Origin of the sequence: Gracilinema caldarium (assembly GCF_029265695.1) — a bacterium.
GTDB classification, from domain to species: domain Bacteria; phylum Spirochaetota; class Spirochaetia; order Treponematales; family Breznakiellaceae; genus Gracilinema; species Gracilinema caldarium_A.
The window spans coordinates 40,730-62,980 of the sequence record NZ_JAJUHW010000004.1; the positions used below are offsets into that span (position 1 = coordinate 40,730).

22 protein-coding genes, 3 tRNA genes and 1 pseudogene are annotated in these 22,251 nt (G+C 46.0%); 24 read left to right on the forward strand and 2 right to left on the reverse strand.

What is annotated here, in order from left to right:
• Positions 1 to 30 precede the first annotated feature (30 nt).
• From pyk to rsfS, 18 genes and pseudogenes are all read left to right on the forward strand, one after another.
• Positions 31 to 1,830, forward strand: coding sequence for a pyruvate kinase (pyk, locus tag Q7P68_RS02375; RefSeq protein ID WP_304222333.1), 1,800 nt, complete (start codon positions 31 to 33; stop codon positions 1,828 to 1,830).
• A gap of 71 nt (positions 1,831 to 1,901) precedes the next feature.
• Positions 1,902 to 3,056, forward strand: coding sequence for a PP2C family protein-serine/threonine phosphatase (locus Q7P68_RS02380; protein WP_304222336.1), 1,155 nt, complete (start codon positions 1,902 to 1,904; stop codon positions 3,054 to 3,056).
• Positions 3,057 to 3,060: 4 nt separating this feature from the next.
• The gene (locus Q7P68_RS02385; protein ID WP_304222339.1) at positions 3,061 to 3,429 is read left to right on the forward strand and encodes an STAS domain-containing protein; all 369 of its coding nucleotides are present in this window, start codon (positions 3,061 to 3,063) and stop codon (positions 3,427 to 3,429) included.
• Positions 3,430 to 3,869: 440 nt separating this feature from the next.
• A pseudogene (locus Q7P68_RS02390) lies at positions 3,870 to 5,128 on the forward strand (sensor histidine kinase).
• Between the two features lie 33 nt (positions 5,129 to 5,161).
• Positions 5,162 to 5,572 carry a hypothetical protein gene (locus Q7P68_RS02395; protein WP_304222343.1) on the forward strand — a complete coding sequence of 137 codons (411 nt, stop codon included), beginning with the start codon at positions 5,162 to 5,164 and terminating at the stop codon, positions 5,570 to 5,572.
• Positions 5,573 to 5,579: 7 nt separating this feature from the next.
• A complete protein-coding gene (locus Q7P68_RS02400; protein ID WP_304222345.1) occupies positions 5,580 to 6,113 on the forward strand; it encodes an adenine phosphoribosyltransferase in 534 nt (177 codons plus the stop codon).
• 70 nt (positions 6,114 to 6,183) lie between these two features.
• Positions 6,184 to 6,254: transfer RNA gene (locus Q7P68_RS02405), tRNA-Gln, on the forward strand.
• Between the two features lie 47 nt (positions 6,255 to 6,301).
• Positions 6,302 to 6,373, forward strand: a tRNA-Glu gene (locus Q7P68_RS02410).
• Positions 6,374 to 6,465: 92 nt separating this feature from the next.
• Positions 6,466 to 8,172, forward strand: a complete 1,707-nt coding sequence (locus Q7P68_RS02415) for a DUF5312 family protein (protein WP_304222346.1) — start codon at positions 6,466 to 6,468, stop codon at positions 8,170 to 8,172.
• Between the two features lie 15 nt (positions 8,173 to 8,187).
• Positions 8,188 to 8,982 carry a purine nucleoside phosphorylase YfiH/LACC1 family protein gene (locus Q7P68_RS02420; RefSeq protein WP_304222348.1) on the forward strand — a complete coding sequence of 265 codons (795 nt, stop codon included), beginning with the start codon at positions 8,188 to 8,190 and terminating at the stop codon, positions 8,980 to 8,982.
• 44 nt (positions 8,983 to 9,026) lie between these two features.
• Entirely contained in the window at positions 9,027 to 10,784 is a 1,758-nt protein-coding gene (gene argS / locus Q7P68_RS02425) for an arginine--tRNA ligase (protein WP_304222350.1), read from the forward strand.
• 96 nt (positions 10,785 to 10,880) lie between these two features.
• Positions 10,881 to 11,192: a 50S ribosomal protein L21 gene (gene rplU / locus Q7P68_RS02430; RefSeq protein ID WP_304222352.1), complete on the forward strand. Its 312-nt coding sequence runs from the start codon at positions 10,881 to 10,883 to the stop codon at positions 11,190 to 11,192.
• Between the two features lie 9 nt (positions 11,193 to 11,201).
• Complete coding sequence (locus Q7P68_RS02435) at positions 11,202 to 11,537, forward strand: ribosomal-processing cysteine protease Prp (protein ID WP_304222354.1); 336 nt, start codon at positions 11,202 to 11,204, stop codon at positions 11,535 to 11,537.
• A gap of 4 nt (positions 11,538 to 11,541) precedes the next feature.
• Positions 11,542 to 11,805 carry a 50S ribosomal protein L27 gene (gene rpmA / locus Q7P68_RS02440; RefSeq protein WP_304222356.1) on the forward strand — a complete coding sequence of 88 codons (264 nt, stop codon included), beginning with the start codon at positions 11,542 to 11,544 and terminating at the stop codon, positions 11,803 to 11,805.
• A gap of 87 nt (positions 11,806 to 11,892) precedes the next feature.
• On the forward strand, positions 11,893 to 12,894 hold the full coding sequence (gene obgE / locus Q7P68_RS02445; RefSeq protein WP_304222358.1) for a GTPase ObgE: 1,002 nt from the start codon (positions 11,893 to 11,895) through the stop codon (positions 12,892 to 12,894).
• Between the two features lie 5 nt (positions 12,895 to 12,899).
• A complete protein-coding gene (nadD, locus tag Q7P68_RS02450; RefSeq protein ID WP_304222360.1) occupies positions 12,900 to 14,069 on the forward strand; it encodes a nicotinate (nicotinamide) nucleotide adenylyltransferase in 1,170 nt (389 codons plus the stop codon).
• The gene (locus Q7P68_RS02455; RefSeq protein WP_304222362.1) at positions 14,066 to 15,271 is read left to right on the forward strand and encodes an LCP family protein; all 1,206 of its coding nucleotides are present in this window, start codon (positions 14,066 to 14,068) and stop codon (positions 15,269 to 15,271) included. The genes nadD and Q7P68_RS02455 overlap by 4 nt, the downstream gene beginning before the upstream one ends.
• The gene (gene rsfS, locus Q7P68_RS02460) at positions 15,249 to 15,620 is read left to right on the forward strand and encodes a ribosome silencing factor (protein WP_304222364.1); all 372 of its coding nucleotides are present in this window, start codon (positions 15,249 to 15,251) and stop codon (positions 15,618 to 15,620) included. The genes Q7P68_RS02455 and rsfS overlap by 23 nt, the downstream gene beginning before the upstream one ends.
• 91 nt (positions 15,621 to 15,711) lie before the next feature.
• On the opposite strand, the gene Q7P68_RS02465 is transcribed toward rsfS, so the two are convergent.
• Complete coding sequence (locus tag Q7P68_RS02465) at positions 15,712 to 16,029, reverse strand: hypothetical protein (protein ID WP_304222366.1); 318 nt, start codon at positions 16,027 to 16,029, stop codon at positions 15,712 to 15,714.
• A gap of 59 nt (positions 16,030 to 16,088) precedes the next feature.
• Complete coding sequence (locus tag Q7P68_RS02470; RefSeq protein WP_304222368.1) at positions 16,089 to 16,598, reverse strand: chemotaxis protein CheX; 510 nt, start codon at positions 16,596 to 16,598, stop codon at positions 16,089 to 16,091.
• Positions 16,599 to 16,723: 125 nt separating this feature from the next.
• Here Q7P68_RS02470 and Q7P68_RS02475 point away from each other — a divergent pair, with 125 nt between their 5' ends.
• The 6 genes from Q7P68_RS02475 (at position 16,724) to ftsH (ending at position 22,245) form a co-directional block, all read left to right on the forward strand.
• Positions 16,724 to 17,740 (forward strand): 4-(cytidine 5'-diphospho)-2-C-methyl-D-erythritol kinase, encoded by a 1,017-nt coding sequence (locus Q7P68_RS02475; protein ID WP_304222370.1) that lies wholly within the window; start codon positions 16,724 to 16,726, stop codon positions 17,738 to 17,740.
• A gap of 40 nt (positions 17,741 to 17,780) precedes the next feature.
• Positions 17,781 to 18,062, forward strand: coding sequence for a septation regulator SpoVG (spoVG, locus tag Q7P68_RS02480; protein ID WP_304222372.1), 282 nt, complete (start codon positions 17,781 to 17,783; stop codon positions 18,060 to 18,062).
• Positions 18,063 to 18,068: 6 nt separating this feature from the next.
• Positions 18,069 to 18,140 (forward strand) — tRNA-Gln (locus Q7P68_RS02485).
• A 48-nt stretch (positions 18,141 to 18,188) separates the two neighbouring features.
• The gene (locus tag Q7P68_RS02490; RefSeq protein WP_304222374.1) at positions 18,189 to 18,800 is read left to right on the forward strand and encodes a 50S ribosomal protein L25; all 612 of its coding nucleotides are present in this window, start codon (positions 18,189 to 18,191) and stop codon (positions 18,798 to 18,800) included.
• 81 nt (positions 18,801 to 18,881) lie between these two features.
• The gene (gene tilS, locus Q7P68_RS02495) at positions 18,882 to 20,363 is read left to right on the forward strand and encodes a tRNA lysidine(34) synthetase TilS (RefSeq protein WP_304222375.1); all 1,482 of its coding nucleotides are present in this window, start codon (positions 18,882 to 18,884) and stop codon (positions 20,361 to 20,363) included.
• Positions 20,356 to 22,245, forward strand: a complete 1,890-nt coding sequence (ftsH, locus tag Q7P68_RS02500; protein ID WP_304222377.1) for an ATP-dependent zinc metalloprotease FtsH — start codon at positions 20,356 to 20,358, stop codon at positions 22,243 to 22,245. Before tilS ends, ftsH begins: the two co-directional genes overlap by 8 nt.
• The last annotated feature ends 6 nt before the right edge of the window (positions 22,246 to 22,251 follow it).

Sequence of the window (22,251 nt, forward strand, 5' to 3'; positions counted from 1 at the left end):
AGCCTAAAAGCCGTTCAATGAGGAGCTATAATGGCATTCGAACGAAATACAAGAATCATTTGTACCATGGGACCGGCGGTCCGCAGCGTCGAAATGATCCGGGCTTTGATTCGCAATGGCATGAATATTGCCCGCTTTAATTTTTCTCACGGAGATCATGAGTATCATGGCGAGGGTATTCGCCTTGTTCGGGAAGCTGCCCGATTGGAATCTGTCCCTGTTGCGCTTATTTTGGATACCAAGGGCCCTGAAATTAGGACTGGTCAGATTAAAGATGGAGGAACAATAACACTCCAAAATGGCCAACCTATAGAAGTGCTATCTGAACGGGATGCCAAAGAAATCTATGGCGAAGAGGGAGCCTTTGCGACCTCTGAGCGGCTGACAGTGTCCTATGAAGGTTTAGTTCAGGATATCAAAGTTGGAGCACGGATTCTTATTGCTGACGGTCTTTTCTCTTTGGATGTTACTGGCGTTGAGGGTAAGCGTATTCTGTGCAAAGTGACCAATGGAGGTGTCTTGGGCAGCCGGAAAAATGTCAATGTCATTGGGGTGCGCACTAAACTTCCTGCGTTATCAGAACAGGACAAGGCTGACATCGCCTTTGGGGTGGAACAGGGGATGGATTTTATCGCCGCTTCTTTTGTCCGGAAAGCTTCCGATGTTACCGCTATCCATAAATACCTAGCAGAGCTTGGTTCTGATATGCCGGTTATTGCAAAAATAGAAGATGAAGAAGGTTTGGAAAATATTGAGGAAATAATCCGGGTATCCGCGGGCATCATGGTAGCTCGAGGTGACTTGGGTGTGCAAATCCCTACCGAACGGGTTCCTCTGGAACAGAAGCGCATTATCCGGCTCTGTAACCAGGCTGGTAAACCGGTTATCACTGCAACCCAGATGCTTGAGTCGATGATTAAAAATCCCCGGCCTACCAGGGCAGAGGCAGGCGATGTAGCTAATGCAATTTTAGATGGCACCGATTGTGTTATGCTCTCTGGGGAAACCGCTAACGGCCAGTTCCCTGAGGCTGCTGTGGCTGTTATGGATCAAATTGCCCGGGCTGTAGAAGCTTCCGATGAATATAAACGGGCCTTGGAAGAACGCCGAAATCTTATGTTCTCTCGTGATGATATTGCCGATGCTATTGCTGATGCTGCAGCACAGACTGCGGATAGGATTGGGGCTGCAGCCCTTGTAGTACCGACTTTGAGGGGCAATACTGCCCGGCTTATTAGCAGGCACAGGCCCCGCCGGCGAATCGTGGCTGCCACTCCTAATGCCGCGGTTCAGAGGCGGCTCCTTCTGCATTGGGGTGTGGTTCCAATAAAAGTAGAACAGGAATCTGATTCAGAATCCATGATACAGCAGGCGATTAGCGGTGCTATTAAGGAGGGATTTGCAAAAAAGTTGGACAAAGTAGTCGTAGTAGCCGGCGTCCCGCTCAACTCTCCACTCATGACTAACAGCATCCGGGTCCATGTGATTGGCAATATATTGGGCCGGGGACTAACGGGTTTTGGCAAACGTTGTACTGGCCGCATTGTAAAAGCCAGATCCCTCGAAGAAGCTGCATTAGCCTTGCGGAAAAATGGCGGCGAGATACTTCTGACCCATACCTTAGACGAAAATTTCATACCAATCCTGCGTGTTGTGGATGGTGTTATTTTGGAAGGCGTCTCGGAAATGCCCTGGGAAATGGTGCGGACCATCAATCCTGATATTGTATACATTTCTCAGGTCCCCCAAGCGCTTATCCGTTTCGAAGAGCATATCACCGTTACCCTGGACGGAAACGAAAAGCTCATATATGAAGGTTCACTTCTGTAAAATGGTTTGACAGACTAATAAACAGGGCTAAAATTGTAGGTGGAATAGAGCAGTAAACAGGAGGCAGGTAGATGGCCGAACGTTATTTGTTGCTCGTGGATGATGAGCCTAACATTTTAAAAGCCCTAAGCCGCGAACTTGAAGATTGGGCGGATGAACGCTCTATTACTATCATTACCGCTCCACATGCACTTAAAGCCCTTGAAATTTTAAAGGAAAAAGGGCAGGAGACGCTACTTGTCATTTCTGATCTCCGGATGCCCGAAATGAAAGGATCGGATTTTCTCCAGATTGTAAAAGATACCTATCCACATATTCTTTCCATATTGCTAACCGGATTTTCTGAAACGAATGAGGTTATAAAAGCGGTTCGGGCAGGTATTTTTAGTTATATTTTAAAACCCTGGGATTCTGAGTACCTTTTAGCTGAGGTTGACAAGGCATATAAAACGATCATGCTCAAGCAAGAACATGATCAACTCACAAAAAAAATACAAGAGGAACTGAGATGGGCCGGCGAAATGCAAAAAGCCCTCCTCAGGCCTGCGCTCCCCCAATCAACGAGTGTAGAATATAGGGTCAGTTATCGTCCGGTCTCTCACCTCTATTGTGGCGGTGACTATTATGATGTAATTACCCTTGCACCTGATCGATATCTTATTCTCATTGGCGATGTCGCAGGTCATGGTGTTCGAGCTGCGTTTGTAACTGGAATTCTCAAAGCAATCATATACCCTGAATACGTCCGCGTTAACTTAACAAAAAAAATAACTCCCGCTTCTTTTTTAAGTTGGCTGAACGATCGTATGAATTTTGAACTGCGCCGTACAACCGGGTTACTGATTACCTTTTTTGCAGGTATCCTCGATTCTAAATCTCAAAATTTTACCTATGCAAATGCAGGACAATGCCATCCCTGTATACTGCGTGGAAATGCTATATCCGAACTGCCAATCTCAGGTTCGGCAATTGGATTTGCCTCTAATATCATGTATGCTGAACAGGGTGTCCAACTTCAGAGCGGAGATGTTATCACCCTATATACAGATGGATTAATAGAATTCACCGAAAATGATAAGCCTGTTAAGTTGGCTCCACGAGAAGTGTTTTCTGGAATCCCTTATAGCCCCGAATATCATCGCCAATTGCTTACCTGTGCACTTGAGCTTTCACGAGCCAAGGATTTTAGCGACGATGTAAGCATCCTGTCAGCTCAGCTCTTCTAAAGCTATGGAAATCTCAGAAATGCTCCGGCAATTTAACGAGAAGAACAAGTACGCAAAAATATTCATCAATACAGAACAAGAAGATCTTTGGGTTATCCAGATCGAAGGTGAACTGGATTTGCAAAGTTCGGCTGATGCTCAGGTTATCCTGGACATGATTATGAATGAGATGCCAAGCAGAAGCCGTCTTATTTTTAATCTTCAGAAATTGTCATATGTTTCCTCCACAGGTGTAGGACTTTTTGCAAATGTGGTTGTAGCTGGTAATAAACGGGGGATACAGGTCATTTTGAGGGATCTACAGCCAAAAGTTGAACAGGTGTTCAGTTTGCTGGGGATATTATCTTTTTTTTCAATTGAATATGGACCATGACACCGGAAAAACTACTTTTGCAGTTGGTTTTATTGTATGCTAAGGATACTTCGGAACATGCGGACATTCTGGTTGCCAATCATCTTTGCAAATTACTGAAAGCTAAAATTACCGCTATTTTTTACAAGGATATTTCAGGCATATGCCATCTCAGACTGTCAGGATCAGATTATTCGATCAAACTATCAAATGCTGACTGGGACCATGTGGTGCGTACCCTAGATACTGCCAATAGTGGTGAAGCCTATACTTTTGGACCCTGGGAAATACCACAGTTTGGCAGCACAGAAAAATATTGGGTTACCTGTGGTCTATTTAACTCCCGGTCAATTATAAAAGGGTTTATTGTTCTTGGAAGATCAGACGTCCCCTGGGATGCACTAACAGTAGGATTAATACAAAAGATAAGCCGAACAATCGGAACAATTCTGATAATGAGGATGCGGCTCTATATCTCTGAATACGAAAAGAAGAAATTGCTGGATAAACTTACTTTCGAAGAAAAGCGGCTCAGAAATCTTTTTGATGCATCTCCGAATATCATTTATACCTGTGATGCTGATGATTATATTGCCAGTGTCAATTTTGCAGGGCTCCGCGCTTTTGGGCTCTCGGCCCCGGACGAAATATTAGGAAAACCTTTTAGCCAGCTTCTCTACAATCCTGAAGACCGTAAAGTAGGGCTTAAACGGTTATTCACGAACGGTAATTCAGCAACTTATGAAACAATATTAAAGACCTTTGATGACAGGCTAATATATTGCATGGAATCTATTGCTGTACTTCGGGATGAGCATGGAAAAATACGGGAATTACAGGGTATCATCAATGATATTACTGAAAGAATAGAAAAAGAACGAGAACTATGGCGTACAAATCTTGAACTATCAGAACTGAACAACAAACTTCAAAAGACGCAGGAAATGATGGTTCAACAAGAAAAGTTGGCATCTATTGGTCAGCTTGCCGCAGGTGTTGCTCATGAAATTAATAACCCTCTAGGTTTTTTAAAAAGCAACCATGGTATTTTAAATACATATGTCAATAAGGTTTCCAGCCTGTTGGAGGAACTCAAGGTTACTCCGTTGAATGAATCTCAAGTCGCACTTGTAAATAAACTTTATAAACATTTTGATAGCATTAAAGAAGTTTTAAATGAGTCTTCTGAAGGATTTGAAAGGATTATCCGGATCGTAAGCGACTTAAAGACTTTCTCCCGCCTTGATCAAGGAGAAGGGTTTGCCGAATATGATGTCAATGCTGGCATAGAAAGTACATTGGTGGTTGCTTGGAATGAGATAAAATATGTGGCGGATGTAGAAAAAAGACTTGGTTCTATTCCAAAAATCATGGCTAGGGGAAATGAATTAAACCAGGTTTGGTTGAATATATTAGTAAATGCAGCCCAAGCAATAGAAAGCGCAAAGAAAGAAGAACACGGTCGTATTGTCATATCAACCTGGGATGAAAAGGATTACATAATGGTCTCCATAAAGGACAATGGTCCTGGAATCCCTGAATCAATCAGAAAAAAATCTTTGACCCCTTTTTTACCACCAAAGAGCCAGGTAAAGGAACCGGGCTAGGACTATCGATATCTTACAGCATAGTTGTAGAAACCCATAAAGGCCATATCAACGTAAATTCTGATATGGGTAAAGGGACCGAGTTCTTAATTGATCTCCCTAAAAATCGTTGACATTTACCGCTGTGGAAGCTAGACTTTTATATCGTGAAACCAATAAAGAATGTCCTTATTCTTGTAGATGACTCAGATGTTATTAAGGATGTGGGCAGACAGCTCGCTGTCCATCTTGCTCCCGCGCATGTTGCAATAGTGGATGCCGCTGATTTCGCCGCTACGGACATGCTCCCCGCGGATGCCTACCTTTTCGGATGCCAGGAACCGCATCCTGCCCGGTTTAGCGAGGTTGAGCGGGTCCTTAAGGGGATAAATCTTGCCGGACGACCCTGCGGCCTCTTTACTCTATCCTCAAAAAGTGCTATCGAATATCTTCGCGCTATCACTCAGGATGCGGAAGTGGCGGTTTTTTCTGAACCCTTGCTTTACGAAGTGCTTCCGCCGGAAAATAGGGCGGCCCGGGTGAAATCCTGGGTTCAATCAGTGCTGGGATGGAGTTAATTTGCCGATGGATACCACCTTTGATCTTGATGCTGCAATTCGCAAGGTCCCCGATTTCCCCAAAAAGGGGATTCTTTTTTATGATATTACGAGCATTCTGGCAAACCCCAAAGCTTTTGCATACTGCCTGGATGCAATGGAGGATCTGTATCGCAATGAGTCCATAGACGCGGTGGCCGCCATTGAGTCCCGTGGTTTTGTTTTTGCCGCTCCTTTTGCTGATCGTCTGGGGATTCCCCTTATACTTATCAGAAAGAAGGGAAAACTGCCCGGAAAAACAATCTCTAAAAAGTATCAGCTTGAATATGGCGAAGCAGAAATAGAAGTACATCCTGATGACGTGCCAGTGGGAAAGCGGGTTCTCGTTGTGGATGATCTCATCGCAACTGGAGGTACCCTGCGGGCCGCCACAGACCTTATTGCTGCCGCGGGTGCAGAGGTCGCGGGGCTTTTCGGCGTGGTTGGACTCCCCTTTTTGAATTATCGTGCTCTTTTAGGGTCTATCCCTATAAAGACGCTGATAGAATATCACGGAGAGTGAAAGGCTTCTGAGTCTTATTGACAAAGAATCCATAATATGCTACTGTCCGTTCATCAGCTTTGATGCTTATTCCCCGGTTGTGTAAGGGTAGCACGGCAGACTCTGGATCTGCTTGTGGGGGTTCGAATCCTCCCTGGGGAACAAGAAAAGCCCTCTGGGGCTCGCCCCGCAGGGCTTTTTGCGTCTTTGGCCCCTTCGTCTATCGGTTAGGACATGAGATTCTCAATCTTAAAAGAGGGGTTCGATTCCCCTAGGGGCTAAAAACTCTAAATTATCAAATTTCCATAGTTTATAAATAATTTTCATATAAAATCGTTGACCAGAGCCGGAGCAATCTTTTATAGTTCTATACATGCAGCCTTCTGAAGGGATAGATACCTTTGAACGATTAGCTTCCCGTCTTTCTATGGAAGAGCGCCAAGCCCTCCTTTCCAAACTTTCCAGCTATGCAGTGCTTTCTAAAGAAGTGCTATTTCATGAAGAAGAAGTTCCTCCCAAGGTTGATGTAGAACGGCAATACAAAGAAATTCCCTGGTATTATAAGCTCTACCTCACTATTCTTAGTTTTTTCAAAGGGAAATCGCCCCTTAAACTCTATGAAGATAGGCTTATTTCATCCCTCGGTGCTATGATCGAAAGCCGCGCGCCGGGTTTATTCGACCACCGGCGCAATATCTTACTTTCTGGCTTTATGGAGGAAATTGGTTCCCTGAAAGAGGCCGCCAGGTTTTTTTATGAGGCTCTTGATATTAGTCTTAACCGGGATAAGGGTGCTTTTTTCTCATTTCTTGCTTCCCTTGAGCTAGATTATGTACATCGCAGACTCCTTAATGAGACCGATCCCGAAGAAATAGCCAAAGGCAATCCTCAGCTTACCGAAACGGATGTTAGGAATATCGCGAACCGCACATTGGACAGCGTTTTTCAGTCTATCAATGAAGACGAACGGCGGATCATGTACCGGAACGCCCGGTCTCTTCAATGCTTAAAAGAACTCTCCTCCTTTCTTTTTGATCGCCTATTGTCAAATTTTGCGCGGGATTCAAGCAATAAAGGTCTTACCGCACCTGCATATTTAGCTATGGATCAACTCAGTGCTTTGAACAATATTTTGTACTCGCTGCAGGATCCGCCTTCGATGGCTCTTCTGGAAACTTTGTTTATCTTTCTCCTCCAAGAACGAAACACCGAACCCAAAATTGACCTTGCTCTTGAATTAAAAACCCTCTTATCCCGAGCCGAGGAAGCCTTGGGAAGAATTCGACAGTTTAACAAGCGTATCCCCCTTACCGCCATTATTCGCTGTTCCAGCCGAAACCTCTCTTATTTTCCCCAAAGTATTACCGGCGGCGAAGACTGGTTTGCCGTATATCGGGATTATTGGAAAAAACAAGTAGAAGACCGCTGTAACCGCTATATTCAAGAGCAGCGCCGCCAAGAACTGGTGGAGGAACTGCGGGATTTTTTTAAGGGAAATCCGATAAAATCGCTCCAGTATGTAGCAGGTATCAATAATCCGGATGGTATCCCTATCCATGGAGCCTTTAGCCTAGCTTTTTTGTTTACTTTTTACAACGTATTATTTGTCGAAGAAATAAACCGGGCATTAAAACCCATTTTAATTGACGGAGAATTTTACAAAAAAGAAAATCGTACCGAATTTACTGAGGCTTATAATGAGCTTCTTCAGCTGGGAGAAACAATACGGGCTTTTGATCAAAAATTATCACCCACCGGGGACCTCGGAAAGCGTTATGATATTGCCCGGCAAGAAATTACAGCCCTTTCAGTAAAGCGACGAAAAATACAGGTGATCGAGACGGAAGCTTCTGATGAAGCTTCTGAAATTATTAATCGGGCAATGAAGGCCCTTAAGTCCCTTTCTCTGGTGCTCGAAGGGATTCTAAAGGGAGAAGCCGGCGGCCGCTATGATTCACTGATTAATTTAGGCAGTCTTGCCGGTAAAAGCGGGTCGTACCTGGTGCTTCTCAAAGGTACCCGGGAAAAGCTGGAAAAATCTCTGAGCTTACTGAACGAGATTGAAAAAGCAGGGATTTAATGAGAAAGTAGGCCTATGCATATCTATCCTTTTCGTCTTGAATATCACGATACATACAGGGCTTTTGGGTTTCCTTTTATCGATAATGGCAACGCTGTTTCCGGTCCTTCCTGTTTTTTGTCTCCTATCGAAGCCGGAGATATGAAGTTTGATCCTTATACCCAGAATCCTCACCGGGAGCAATTTTTTTCTGCCCTTGCAAAAAGAAAAGGGATAGAACATCTGCCGGTATATGCGGTCCAGCAAGTCCATTCCCGGAATGTGGTGATTGTAGATGGCTCCTCTCACCTTGCAGGGGTCGAGGCTGATGGCCTTGTAACAGACAAGGTAGGCCTCTGGCTTTCGGTAACCGTGGCGGATTGTCTCTCGATTTATTTGCGGGATAGAAGCGGGACATACAGAGCTATGCTGCATTCTGGCTGGAAAGGAACTGGCATTGTACGACGCGCATTAGCTATCTTTATTGAACAGTGGCAGGTAGCCCCCAAGGACATACTTGCCGTATTAGGACCCTGCATTTGTTCTGAGTGCTATAAGGTCGATGAAGAGCGGGCTCGACAATTCGAAGCCGAATTCGGCGGTTCAGAGGGTCCTTTCCCGCTGGGATCGGTGGTAAAACACAGCGTTGACCCGAATGGGGCTTTTAATTATTCCCTCGATCTCAAGGCTGCCAATAGCCGGCTGCTTGCCCAGGCTGGGGTTCAGGAAATAGCGGTCTGTTCCGATTGCACCGTATGTAATACCCGATTAGGTTCTTTCAGGAGACAGGGGCCAGATTCTTACACCAGGATGGTGGCCCTTATCGATTGAGCTAAATCGAAAACTATGCTATGGTGGCCTCTCAGGATGGAAATATGCAGGACATAAAAGAAATTTGGAAACAGGCTGTAGCCGCTGCACTTACCGAATTAGCTCAGCAGAGTGGCAGTGTAAATATAATAAGGGCAGAACAGGTTGTTGTGGAAATTCCGCCGAAACCCGAGTTGGGTGACCTGGGTATTCCTATGTTTCCCTTTGCCAAAGTGCTTCGTAAGGGACCGCCTCAGATTGCCCAAGCAGTAGCGGAACGACTCACCTCATCAGGGATTGCTCAATGGGGAACCGTTGCAGCGGAAGGCCCCTATGTCAACATAAGGCTGGAAAAGGCTGCGGTAACAAAGCAGATTTTACAGGCCGTCCTGGAACATCCTGAGGATTTTGAAAGACCCCAGAGTCTTAAAAATCGCAAAATCATGGTTGAGTTTTCCAGCCCGAACACTAATAAGCCCCTTCACCTGGGGCATTTGAGGAATGATGTGCTCGGGGAAAGTATTTCCCGTATCCTTGCAGCCTGCGGAGCAGAGGTGCGCAAGGTTTGCATTATCAATGACCGGGGTATTCATATCTGCAAGTCCATGCTTGCATATAAAGAATTCGGACAGGGGAAAACCCCCGAATCAGAGGGAGTAAAGAGCGACCGTTTTGTAGGAGACTGGTATGTCCGCTTCCATAAAATGAGCCAGGAAGATCCTTCTGCGGAAGAACGAGCCCAGGAATTGCTGCGGAAATGGGAACAGGGAGACGCCGAAACAGTGAGTCTCTGGAAGCAAATGAATAGCTGGGCTGTAGAGGGAATTAAAAAAACCTATGAACGGACCGGTGTGTCCTTTGACCAATATTATTTTGAAAGCCAAACCTACCTGAAGGGTAAAGAAGAGGTTCTTAAAGGCCTTGAACAGGGCTTTTTCTATCGGGAAGAAGACGGTTCAGTATGGGTTGATTTAACCGCCGATGGACTTGATAAAAAGGTGCTGCTGCGCAAGGATGGTACATCCCTGTATATAACCCAGGATATTGGAACCGCCATTTTCCGTCACCATGACTGGCCTTTTGAGCGCCTTGTGTATGTGGTAGGTTCAGAACAACAGTACCATTTCAAGGTTCTTTTCAAGGTGCTGGAAAAACTCGGCTATGATTGGGCTAAAAACCTCTATCATCTCTCTTATGGCATGGTAAATCTGCCGGAAGGAAAAATGAAGAGCCGGGAAGGGACTGTCGTAGATGCGGATGACCTTATAGACAGTCTTAAGGCTATGGCGTTGCAGGAAATAAAGGAGAAAAACCGAGAAGAGGCTGTTGGGAATGGCGAATCGGTGGCAGAAAAAATTGCGGTAGGAGCCCTTCATTATTACCTTTTACAGGTCTCTCCCACAAAGGATATGCTCTTTAATCCCCGGGAGTCCCTCTCTTTTAACGGGAATACGGGTCCCTACCTTCAGTATATGGGGGTGCGCATCTCTTCCATGCTCAGGAAGAAAGCCGGATCCCTTGCTGAATCCGGATCGGTAAAGCCTGAATTGCTTTCAGATGAAGCCGAGTGGGCCCTTGTAAAAACCTTGTCCCAATATCCGGAAACGGTCAGTCTGGCTGCAAGCCAAATGGATGCCTCGGTTATTGCGGCCTACTTGTATGAACTTTCAAAGGCATTCAGCAGATTTTACCATGACTGTCCCATATTAAACGCCGAATCGGCTGATTTGGCCGCAACGAGGCTCGCTCTTTCCAAAGCGGTACTGGAGGTGCTTAAATCTGCCATGAATTTGGTATGTATACCCTTCCTGGATGTCATGTAAAGCAAAGGCGAGCGCAGTGCCTATTGACTTAATAATAGAGACCGGTGTATAAACACCGAAGTATTATCATCCGAATAGAATCGAGGGCGATTGTTCATGTACGCACTGGTAGAATTTAAAGGCAAACAATACAAGGCTGAGAAAGGTGCTTTGTTAAAAGTGGATAGGATCGATGCTGAGGTTGGTTCCGTTGTGGATATCGACTCGGTACTCCTTGTATCCGGAGATTCGGTTTCCGTCGGCGCTCCCTATGTAAAAGGAGCCGCGGTGAAGGCGGTTGTGGAAAATCATGGCAAGGACAAGAAAATTATTGTCTTTAAATATATGCCAAAGAAAGATTACCGCCGCAAAAAGGGTCACCGGCAGCAATATTCTTATATCCGTATCCAGGACATTGTCGGGGCCTAATTAAAGCCTATGATTCGCGTTGACGTCATCCTTGATACTGCAGGGATACTGAAATCCTGTGCAGTAGTGGGACACGCCAGCGCAGGGCCGCGAAACGAGGACATAGTTTGTGCCGCCGTTTCAGTCCTTTCCCGGACGGCCCTCAGGACCCTTTCCAAAACAGAGGGGGTTACTGTACGGGGAAATGCCCCTGCACGGGGTGAATTGTTTATGGAAATTGAATATGCCGCGGTCTGCAGAGACCAGGTAGCCGGAATTACAAACTTTCTGTTGGAAGGTTTGTTATCTATTTCGGAAGAGTTTTCTGAACATTGCTGTGTTCGAATACAAAGAGAGCGGAGGTAGCAATATGGCTCGGAAACGGGGCGGTAGCGGTGCTAAAAACGGACGGGATTCTAATCCCCAATACCTTGGAATAAAGGCTTCTGGTGGTTCATTTGTAAAGGCTGGCTCAATAATCGTGCGTCAGCGGGGTACCAAGATACATCCTGGTGTAAATGTCGGATGCGGTTCCGATTATACCCTTTTTGCGCTGGTGGATGGCACGGTCAACTTTTCTGAACGCCGGGGCCGGAAGCTGGCAGGGGTAACGCCTGCTGGTGCAGCCGAATAATTTCACGGACTGGGATAGCCCTCGGGGCCATATCTCGGAACAGTGCGCGGCGCGCCCCTTGGGCGCGCCGTTTGTGTTTATAAACTTATGCAGAAATTTGCAGACGAAGCGATAATAGAAGTATCCTCAGGCAATGGTGGCAACGGCTGTGTTGCCTTCCGGCGGGAAAAGTATGTCCCCTTAGGAGGGCCCTCGGGGGGTGATGGCGGCCGCGGCGGAGATGTGGTGTTTGAGGTCCGACGGAATCTGCGTACCCTCGCGCATCTTAGATATAAACAGGTTTTTAAGGCAGAAAACGGTCGTGATGGCGAAGGATCTCAGAAATATGGCCGCCATGGCGAAGATGTTATCGTACCGGTTCCCCCCGGGACGATTATAAAAGACGCCGACACTGGGGAGCTTATTCGGGATTTTGGTAAAGACGAAGGCCGTTTTGTGTTCCTTAAAGGCGGTAACGGCGGGTGGGGAAATGTACACTTTAAGTCTTCGACCAACCAGGCACCCCGTAAAGCCTTACCGGGTCAGAAGGGCGAAACCCGCAGGCTTAAGGTGGAACTGCAGGTTATGGCTGATATTGGCTTTGTTGGTTTCCCGAATGCGGGTAAATCGAGCTTGCTGGATCGGTTCACTAACGCAAGGCCCAAAATTGCTCCCTATCCGTTTACTACCAAAATCCCCAACCTGGGAATTCTGAACATCGATGACCGGGATATAATCCTTGCTGATATTCCGGGGCTTATAGAAGGTGCCTCGAGCGGTGCAGGGCTCGGTATCAGATTTCTCAAGCACATCTCCAGAACAGCGGGCCTTGCGTTCCTTATCGACCTTTCTGATGAAAAATATCTTGAGGCCTTTGATATCCTGAAAGGTGAACTTGAAGCTTTCTCGAACGATTTGGTACAAAAAAAACGTATTATTGTGGGTACTAAATTGGATCTGGAAGGTACCCAGGACCGGCTCGAAGAATTGCGCCAGCGCTATCCAAAGGAAACTGTGCTCGGAATTTCTGTTTTTACCGGCCAAGGGCTAACGGAACTTTCCCATGCTTTTGCTCAAATGGTTACTGATATGGACGGCGGAGGGCAATAACAGCCTTGAACGTAGCAGTTTTGGGGGGTAGCTTTAATCCGGTTCACTATGGACATCTTGCTCTTGCAGAAACAGTGCTGAGAACACTGGACTATGATGTTGTAGTTTTTGTTCCCACTAATCAATCCCCGTTTAAAACGGGCCCTGAAGGGGCTACTTCCCGTGATAGAGTTGATATGCTCATGGCCGCCATTTCTGGCAATCCTCGGTTCATGGTAGACGACTGTGAAATAAAACGGGGAGGGCTTTCCTATACGATTGATACCATACTCGATATTGAACGGCGGTACCAATGCGACAAAAAAATAGGTCTTCTTCTTGGGGATGATCACCTCGGTGCTTTTCACCGTTGGAAATCCGCAGATCTGCTTGCACAAAAAGCCGATCTTCTGCTTGCAACAAGAATCAATACAGAAATAACTGATTTTCCCTATCCCTATAAGGCTATTTCCAATCCTCAAATACCGATTTCTTCGAGCCAGGTAAGATCCGCCATAAGGGAAGGCTCTGCATGGACCCATTTGGTGCCCCCTGGGGTTGCCCATATGATTCGAGACCGAGGCTTATATGCTGCGGAATATGTCGGAAATAACGATGTTTCTGCATCTTTGATATCCCTTATTGAAGATCTAGCCCGTGCCTGGCTGCCGCAAAATAGATTCCTCCATTCAAAGAATGTAGCTGTCTTAGCTGCTCAGCTTTGCAGGCGTTATGGGATGGATGAGAAACAAGGGTACCTTGCCGGCATAGCCCATGATATGTGCAAAGCCTGGACTCCCGATGCAATTATGAAGCTGGTCAAGCTTGATGCTTTGCCGATAAATACGGTGGAAAGTAAAAAGCCTGAATTGATGCATGGCAGGGCCGCTGCAGTCTATTTGTATACCTATCATGGACTTGAAAACCAGTCCTTGTTACAGGCTCTGAGGATGCATACCTTCGGAGGGCCTGCAATGGAGCCTCTCGCTAAAATTGTCTATATAGCCGACAAGATCGAACCTTCGCGAATGGGAATTGATCCATCCTTACGGATTGCTTGTAGAACCGACAGTTTGCCTGTATTATTCGCAAAGGTAGTCTCTCAGACCCTGTTGTATTTAAAACAGCGGGGCAAACTACTGACAGAAGAAAGCGAAGCCATGTTAGCCGAACTGCGCCAGGAGGGGCTCCTATGAAACGGCTCAGTTTTGATTCAATTTTTATGTTATTGCTGCTTATAGTATTAATTCTTATAAGCGGCGGAGTTGGCATTTATCTTTTCAGCAGAACCGATCCGCTGGAAGAAATACTAAGCGATGAAAAGGTGCTGAACGTTCTGCTTAATCTAGAGCAGGACCGTAAGGTTATTGGTTCCTATGTTATATTATATTATCCGCCTACTAGACGGGCTGCAGTATTCGATGTACCGATAGAGACGGGGCTAATTATAAAATCCCTAAATCGTGTAGATCGAATAGACACATTATATAAGGGCTCAGAAAGCACTGAATATACCAAGGAGATTGAAAATCTTCTGGGGTTGCGGATCCCCTTTACGGTTACTCTGACCTTAGATCATCTTGAAAAACTTGTTGACCTGGTAGATGGAATTTCGCTCTTTATTCCTGAACCGCTTGAACAATATAATCCGCAAAAACCCGTTTTGTTGCCTTCAGGTTTTGTTAAACTAGATGGAAGCAAAGCCATTGCATATGCCACTTATACATTGGACAAGGATGCTATCGAAATAGAATCGGATACGCTACGAAAACAAAAGCTTATTCAGTCCTTACTGACCAGCCTTAACGAAAAGCGGGTATTACTGAAAGATCCTGCGGCTCAAAAAATATTGACATCCCTTATAACTACCAGATTGGATACAGAGTCTACCCTGCGCATTTTTAGGGAGCTTACCAATCTGGATGTCCAAAAATTCTCGATTCAACAGATTGGGGGCAATGTAAAACAGGTATCTGGGAAAAAGTTGTTGTTCCCATTCTATGATGGGGTTCTTGCCCAAGAAATAGTAAAGCAAACAATCTCGGGGCTGGTACGCCAGGGCGAAGGAGAAATTCCTGACCGGGTCTTTACGGTAGAGGTCCTCAATGGAACCCCAACCATAGGTCTTGCTCGCAATACGGCAGAGCTGCTTAAGGGCTTTGGGTATGATGTGCTATCCTATGGCAATGCAGAGCGGAGTGATTATGAAAAGACCCAGATTATTAGCCGCTCAAGATACCCTGAAGTCGCACAAGCGTTGGGCAGTGTTTTGAAATGTAAAGTAATTATCACTGAGAATGACACTGAAAGCCAAAATCTTTCTCAGGATATGAATTATAAAGCTGATTTTACACTTATTATAGGGAAGGACTTTAATGGTAGATATGTTATCAACTAAACAATTGGATCTGGCGAAAAAGCTCGCCTCTCTTATTGCAGATCATAAGGGGCAGCACGTGGTGGTTTTAGATCTTCGTGGGCTCCATACATGGACGGATTTTTTTATTATCAGCACGGTAACCAGCAGTACTCATCAGCAGGGTTTGCAGCGGCATATTAAGGAATTTGCTCAATCTGAACAAGTCGAAATTCTTAGGCGCCAAAGGAAGGCCCCTGCTGATGACGAGTGGAACCTGATAGATTTGGGTTTTATTGTAGTGCATCTGATGACTGAAAAAGCTCGATCCTTTTATGATCTTGAACGGCTCTGGAGTGAGGCTCCGGTGCTCTGGAAATCAGAAAACTAGTACAAGTGATAAAAAAAGACTGCCAACACTCGCTGGCAGTCTTTTTTTTTTTGAGGAGTCTAATACCCCAACGGTACTAGTAGTAAGCTAATTACTCGTCAAAATCATCATAGTCGACATCGTCGTCGTAATCGTAGTCCTCGTCTTCGTCGTCGAAATCTTCATCTTCATCATCGAAATCGTCGTCGAAGTCATCGTCGAAGTCGTCATCTTCATCATCGAAGTCGTCATCTTCGTCGAGGTCGTCAAAATCTTCGTCTTCTCCCTCGTCTTCGAAGTCATCATCAAAATCATCATCGAAGACAGCCATGGGGAAGGGAAGTCCGTCGTTCTGCTCAAGGGTCAGGGGGACCAGGCTGAGCATATCATCATTATTGATGGTCTCGTAAGGAACCATAGCATACTCCATACATAACTGATATTACCCTTGAAACATAAGGGAGAGATTGACTATCTGTCAACAGGTATTTATATCAATTTGCTATTTTTAATGGCAAAAATGCAAGTAAAATATCCAAAATCACCAGAAACATCAAAACAGTAGTCTTTGTCAGACTCGGGGAGCATGGCTTGCACTCCAGAACCGCTTAAGATTATAGGAGGGGTTATCATGCAGTCAACTCCCTTTTGAGATAAAAGGTTTACAAAAGCTCCTCCAATCTGATTTGACAACTCAGCAATGGCTTCTTTATTGAACTGATGACTTTGTTCTGCATCCATGCCAAGATGAGAGACAAGCTGTGAAACAAAAGAATCGGAAATGGTAGGTGGAAACGCTAATATCAATTGGCCCTTAAGTGTTCCAACAAGACCAATCAGCGCGAGAATATCATTCTTTCCCACATTTTGGGCGGCCTTGTGCCTATCTGCTTCTTTAACAGCCTTTTGGCCCTGTTCAATGACGATATTAGAAAAACCGATTTCCATGAAAATGTCTTTACATGCTTTCATCAATAAAGCGTTTATTTGTGTATCCACAGAATGAGTATAGATATACTTGGCTCAGTCGTCAATAAAATGAAGTATTTACGCTCATTTCATTAGTGAAAGACTTTTGCAATTGGCATAGGTCTTTACAAAAAAAAGTTTTTAAGTATAATAGGATGCCGATCATGAGAGGTGGATTACGAGTTGCGGCACCTTGCAAAATCAACCTCCATCTCGGTGTTTTTGATCGCAGATCCGATGGATATCATCCAATAGAAAGCATTTTTCAGCTTCTTGAATTTGGTGATGTCCTATGGATTGATTCTTTGAAAAAAAGCTCTGGTATTGAACTGTGTGTTGAGGGACCTGTCTCTTTGAACAGTTCCGTGCCGCCGGAGCAAAATATAGCATATAAAGCGGTTCGCTTGTTTCAAAGCGCGTCTGGTGACGATTCTGGCTGGTATATATGCCTAGAAAAGCGTGTTCCTCTTGGAGCTGGTTTGGGAGGAGGTTCTTCCGATGCCGCTGCGGTCCTTTTAGCGCTTAACCAGCTGACAGGTTATCCGCTTTCTAGGCAGCAATTAGAGAATTTGGCTGCAAAACTGGGAAGTGATGTTCCTTTTTTTATTAAGTGCGGCATCACAGAAACCACCGACTATAGCGCAGCTAATGCCAGTACGGTGAACACCGGTACGACTAACGCCGGTACGGCGTACGCTGGTACAGCGTACGTAACCGGCCGGGGTGAACAAATCGAACTGATCGATGTCCTTGCTCCCTGGTGTGTTGTGCTGGTTAATCCAGCCTTGCATAGCAGCACTCCGGAGGCTTTTGCTATGCTGGATACGTTCCGTCAGAAGAGTGGAGCCTATCCAAAGCCGCTTATTGGTAGGGACCGGTTAGTGCGAATGTTAGAAACGCATCCCGCTTCATGGACCTTTTATAATGATTTTTTAGAAGTGTTCATGGAAATTGGAAGACCGGAGATGCAGCAAAGTTATTCTGCAATTCTTCGGGATTTAAAAGCCCTTGGAGCTGATTTTGTGAATTTGTCGGGCTCTGGTTCTACCTGTTATGGGGTTTTTTCAGCTGTCGAGAGCGCAAAAACAGCTTATAAAACGCTTTTGAATCGCTGGCCCTTTGTAGAATTAACGTTTCCCCTTGCGCGCAGAGGTAATGCAGTAGTACAATAAGGTGTACAACTATACCTGGGCCGAAAAAGAGGAGAGCGTCATGGAGATCACCGACATCAGGATTCGCAAGGTGGCCGGAGAGGGAAAGCTTAAGGCATACGTGACGGTTACATTTGACGACTGCTTTGTTGTTCATAATGTAAAAATTATCGAAGGCAAAAGCGGTGTTTTTATCGCCATGCCAAGCAGGAAAACCCGTTCCGGAGAATACAAGGATGTCGCCCATCCAATCCATCCGGAATTTAGGGCAGAACTGCAAAAGAAAATCCTGGATGTATACGATTCCGGAAATGTTCAGGATGATCCAACGGTAGAATTGTAATTTTTTTGGGACGTCGGCAAGTGGTAAGCCACCGGGTTTTGGCTCCGGCATTCGCAGGTTCGAGTCCTGCCGTCCCAGTTAGGTGCATAAATATTTTGAAAGCGCGGTCAGGGAAGGAGTTATATAATGGATCACGTTGTTTTTACTGCTCAGAAAAGAGCTACCACTGGGTCTGCTGAGGCTGCCCGTTTACGACGCAGCGGTAAAATTCCTGCGGTAGTATACGGAAGGTCGGGAAAGGCCTTTTCGATTGTTTTGGATGCCCTTGAGTTCGGAAGAAAAGTAAAGGGTATTTCTGAAAGTACCCTCCTCAATCTTAGCATCGATGGAGCAGAGCATGAAGTCTTTATTAAAGATACCCAACGGGATATCTTTAAAGGGACCTTCCTTCACGTCGATTTTTATGAGGTCGAAAAAGGAAAAGCCCTGCACGCAAAGGTTCCTGTACATGTGGTAGGAACAGCCCAGGGTGTTCGTGAAGGCGGTGTTTTGGAAGCTCCGCTGCATGAATTGGAAGTTGAGTGTCTTCCGAAAGATCTGCCTGAACATATCGATGTAGATGTATCCAATCTGAAGGGTAATCAGTCTATTCATGTTCGGGATCTTAAGTTGGCTTCCGGTATTAAGATTTTAACAAGCCCCGATCAGGTAGTAGCGCTGGTCAAGTTTTCCAAAGCAGAAGCAGCCGCTGAATCTGCTGCTGAAGCTGCCCCTGCGGCAGAAGCCCCTAAGGCATAGGTTTCTTGCTTCCGATGAAGGCCGGATAGGACAGGTATTGGCCTGTCTCTGTTCCGGCTTTTTTGTTTTTATGGAAAGAATATGAAATCCCGAACAGCGAAAACCGCAGCAGAAGAGGTAGAGATTTCGGTGGACGCTGTAGTCAAAAAATATAGCGAGAGTCTGGCAGGACAAACCGTCCTTATCGCCCTTTCTGGCGGTGCTGATTCTGTGTCTCTTTTATATGAATGCGCGAAATGTGCTGAGCGTTTGGGATATTCTCTTCGTTGTGTTCATGTTAACCATCGATTGCGTCCTGCCGAAGAGGTAGAACGGGATGCATATATAGCAAGACAGCATTGCAAAAGATTAAAAATACCGCTCACCATTGTAAACATTGCACCCGGGGCTATAGAAGAGTATGCAAAAAAAAATAAGGTAGGGATTGAAGCTGCAGCGCGTTTTTTTAGGCATAGGATTTTTCGTAAACAAATGGCGCGCTGGTCTGCCCGTTGGTTGTTTTTAGGCCATACCCAGGATGATATGCTTGAGCTCGCTCTCATGCGATTTTTACAAGGCTCAGGGCCTGCAGGGTTAGCCTCGCTTCCTGAAAAGCGAGGCCGGATATTGAGACCCCTTATCAATACCAGCCGCCGAAAAATAGAAGCCTATCTTAAGGCTCGGAACATAGAATATGTAACGGATTCCACTAATTCTGACACGAAGTATTTAAGGAACCGAATACGTCATATCGTAATGCCCGTTTTAGATAGGGAGTTCCCCTTCTGGAGGTCTGGCGTACAGCATGGAGGAAACACCCAAGGCCTTGTAGCAGCTTTCCTTCGCGATAGGGCTTTACAGAAGATCAATTGGGAGCCCTATGCATCCGGTTCTGTTCGCGGCTATCGTACTATGGCCTCTCATTTCTGGAACCAAAGCATACCAGTCCGGGAAGAATCGATGTTTCAGGTGATAGATACAATAAGGAAAAGTGAACATCGATTGGCTTTGCCTCGTTTGGAACCAGATGCTCAAGTATCTCGTGTAGTTCCATCGGTGAGGCGGAGGGCTATCCGGCAATTTGCTACAGCTCATGTGGATAATTTAGAAATATCCGATTGCAGGTTCATCAACACACCGGAATGGATTGTTATCCAAGAAAAAACATCATTCTTTTCCGATTCCGGCTTTTCAATTCTATTAACAGCTCCCGGCATTCATATAGTGGAGAACTATGAAATTGTTATACGAGCTCCGCAATCTTTGGAAGCCTATGAGCATGAACAAACCAGCGCCCTTGTTGGGCTGCCCTGTGTGTTTCGGTCCCCTCAGGAAGGGGATAGTCTGCTCTACAAAGGTCACCATCGGAAATTGTCCGAGCTCAGGACTATGGTTGGGAAAACCTCTTGGCGTAACCACTGGGTTGTGGAAGATGCGCTGGGTATTGCCGTTTATATGCTTAAAGATATACATTCAGAACTATCATATTTCTGGCGCCACCAAAGGCTCTTAGCAGCTACTGGGGCAGTGGATAGAAATGCCAGTTATATGTTAGAAATAAAATTACGGGGGAACCATGCTTAACGATCAGAAAGATGATATGCCGTCTCGGCCACCGGTACAGGGCGGCCGAGGCAGCCGTTTTGCCTTGATCTTTTTTATACTCGTTTCAGGCCTTTTTATTGCCTATTTTGTGAAAAATGACAAACCGGTCACCCAGGAGGTGCCCTATTCCACCTTTGTCATGCGTCTGGAGCGAAACGAAGTCGATGCGGTTAAAATTATCGATGGTAACGAGATACAAGGAGCCTTTAAATCCTCTAATGGGGATCTTGTTCAGTTCAGGACCCTTATTCCCTATCAGGATCCGCAGCTTATTCCGCTGCTTAAAGAGAAAGGGGTTCGTATTACAGGATCTGTGAGCGGTATTTCCCCTATGATGATTTTTCTGGAATTCCTTCCCTGGCTTATTGGTTTTGTTTTCATATGGCTCATGTTTAGAAATGCTCAAGGGGCAGGGAATAAGGCTTTCCAATTTGGCAAAAGCAGAGCTAAACGGTATCTGGAAATAGGTAAACGCATCACCTTTGCTGATGTGGCAGGCCAGGAAGAAGCAAAATACGAACTCCAGGAAGTGGTTGCATTCCTTAAAAATCCACAGAAGTTTACCAAAATGGGCGCTAAAATTCCCAAGGGCGTGCTCCTTGTCGGCATGCCTGGTACCGGAAAGACCTTATTGGCCAAGGCGGTAGCGGGAGAAGCGGGGGTAGCATTCTTTCACATGTCTGGTTCGGATTTTGTGGAAATGTTTGTCGGTGTCGGCGCAAGCCGGGTTCGAGATCTGTTTGAACAGGGCCGCAGAAGCGCCCCCTGTATTATTTTTATTGATGAACTTGATGCGGTGGGACGCACCCGTGGGGCCGGTTATGGCGGCGGTCATGACGAGCGGGAACAGACACTGAACCAAATGCTCGTTGAGATGGATGGTTTTGATTCCAAAGATGGGGTCATTATTCTTGCCGCTACAAACCGCCCCGATGTCCTTGATCCGGCGCTTCTGCGGCCCGGCCGCTTTGACCGTCAGGTAGTGGTGGCCATGCCGGATATAAAGGAACGGGAGGCTATATTCCGTATACATGCAAGCAAGGTACCCCTTGGTTCCGATGTTGATTTTTCTCGGCTTGCCCGGGCGACTCCGGGTACGAGCGGCGCTGATATTGCTAATTTGGTGAACGAGGCGGCCCTCTTTGCGGCCCGAAAGGATAAGGCCGTTGTAGAAATGGCAGATTTCGAAGAAGCAAGGGATAAAATTCTTATGGGTGTGGCCCGAAAATCCCTTGTTATGTCCGAGCGGGAACGGCGAATGACAGCGATTCACGAATCCGGCCATGCACTGCTGCATTATTATCTCAAGAATGCCGATCCATTGCATAAGGTTACCATTGTACCCCATGGCCGAGCCCTGGGCATGGCCATGTCATTACCCGAAGAAGACACTTACAGCAGAACCCGCGGCTGGATAGAGGATAGAATTACTATCATGTATGGCGGCTGGGCTGCCGAAAAATTGATATATAACGAAACAACAACAGGAACTAAGCAGGATATACAGCAAGCCACCGATTTGGCACGCCGGATGGTATGCGAATGGGGCATGGCCGAAGATATCGGACCTATTTCCTTTGGACAGGAAGAGGAACCCATATTTATCGGTAAAGAGATAGCCCGTCACAAGGATTACTCGGAAGATACGGCCCAGAAAATCGATAAGGCTATCCGAACCGTCCTGGCAAGGGCGATAGAAACGGCTCAGACTATACTGCATCGGGAACGGGAAAAACTGGAGCGGCTTGCGGATTCCTTAATGGCCAGGGAAACCCTTTCTGACGAAGAAGTCAGAGAGCTCTTAGGGCTTCCTCCACGGCAGCCGACCAATTTTGAGGGGGCCATGGTCCAGACTGAATAGGAGTGT

What these genes read in the sequence shown, in the direction of transcription:
- pyk (WP_304222333.1), top strand. Translation starts at nt 31, where the DNA reads ATGGCATTCGAACGAAATACAAGAATCATTTGTACCATGGGACCGGCG.
- Q7P68_RS02380 (WP_304222336.1), top strand. Translation starts at nt 1,902, where the DNA reads ATGGCCGAACGTTATTTGTTGCTCGTGGATGATGAGCCTAACATTTTA.
- Q7P68_RS02385 (WP_304222339.1), top strand. Translation starts at nt 3,061, where the DNA reads ATGGAAATCTCAGAAATGCTCCGGCAATTTAACGAGAAGAACAAGTAC.
- Q7P68_RS02400 (WP_304222345.1), top strand. Translation starts at nt 5,580, where the DNA reads ATGGATACCACCTTTGATCTTGATGCTGCAATTCGCAAGGTCCCCGAT.
- Q7P68_RS02415 (WP_304222346.1), top strand. Translation starts at nt 6,466, where the DNA reads ATGCAGCCTTCTGAAGGGATAGATACCTTTGAACGATTAGCTTCCCGT.
- Q7P68_RS02420 (WP_304222348.1), top strand. Translation starts at nt 8,188, where the DNA reads ATGCATATCTATCCTTTTCGTCTTGAATATCACGATACATACAGGGCT.
- argS (WP_304222350.1), top strand. Translation starts at nt 9,027, where the DNA reads ATGCAGGACATAAAAGAAATTTGGAAACAGGCTGTAGCCGCTGCACTT.
- rplU (WP_304222352.1), top strand. Translation starts at nt 10,881, where the DNA reads ATGTACGCACTGGTAGAATTTAAAGGCAAACAATACAAGGCTGAGAAA.
- Q7P68_RS02435 (WP_304222354.1), top strand. Translation starts at nt 11,202, where the DNA reads ATGATTCGCGTTGACGTCATCCTTGATACTGCAGGGATACTGAAATCC.
- rpmA (WP_304222356.1), top strand. Translation starts at nt 11,542, where the DNA reads ATGGCTCGGAAACGGGGCGGTAGCGGTGCTAAAAACGGACGGGATTCT.
- obgE (WP_304222358.1), top strand. Translation starts at nt 11,893, where the DNA reads ATGCAGAAATTTGCAGACGAAGCGATAATAGAAGTATCCTCAGGCAAT.
- Q7P68_RS02455 (WP_304222362.1), top strand. Translation starts at nt 14,066, where the DNA reads ATGAAACGGCTCAGTTTTGATTCAATTTTTATGTTATTGCTGCTTATA.
- rsfS (WP_304222364.1), top strand. Translation starts at nt 15,249, where the DNA reads ATGGTAGATATGTTATCAACTAAACAATTGGATCTGGCGAAAAAGCTC.
- Q7P68_RS02465 (WP_304222366.1), bottom strand. Translation starts at nt 16,029, where the DNA reads ATGGAGTATGCTATGGTTCCTTACGAGACCATCAATAATGATGATATG.
- Q7P68_RS02475 (WP_304222370.1), top strand. Translation starts at nt 16,724, where the DNA reads ATGCCGATCATGAGAGGTGGATTACGAGTTGCGGCACCTTGCAAAATC.
- spoVG (WP_304222372.1), top strand. Translation starts at nt 17,781, where the DNA reads ATGGAGATCACCGACATCAGGATTCGCAAGGTGGCCGGAGAGGGAAAG.
- Q7P68_RS02490 (WP_304222374.1), top strand. Translation starts at nt 18,189, where the DNA reads ATGGATCACGTTGTTTTTACTGCTCAGAAAAGAGCTACCACTGGGTCT.
- tilS (WP_304222375.1), top strand. Translation starts at nt 18,882, where the DNA reads ATGAAATCCCGAACAGCGAAAACCGCAGCAGAAGAGGTAGAGATTTCG.
- ftsH (WP_304222377.1), top strand. Translation starts at nt 20,356, where the DNA reads ATGCTTAACGATCAGAAAGATGATATGCCGTCTCGGCCACCGGTACAG.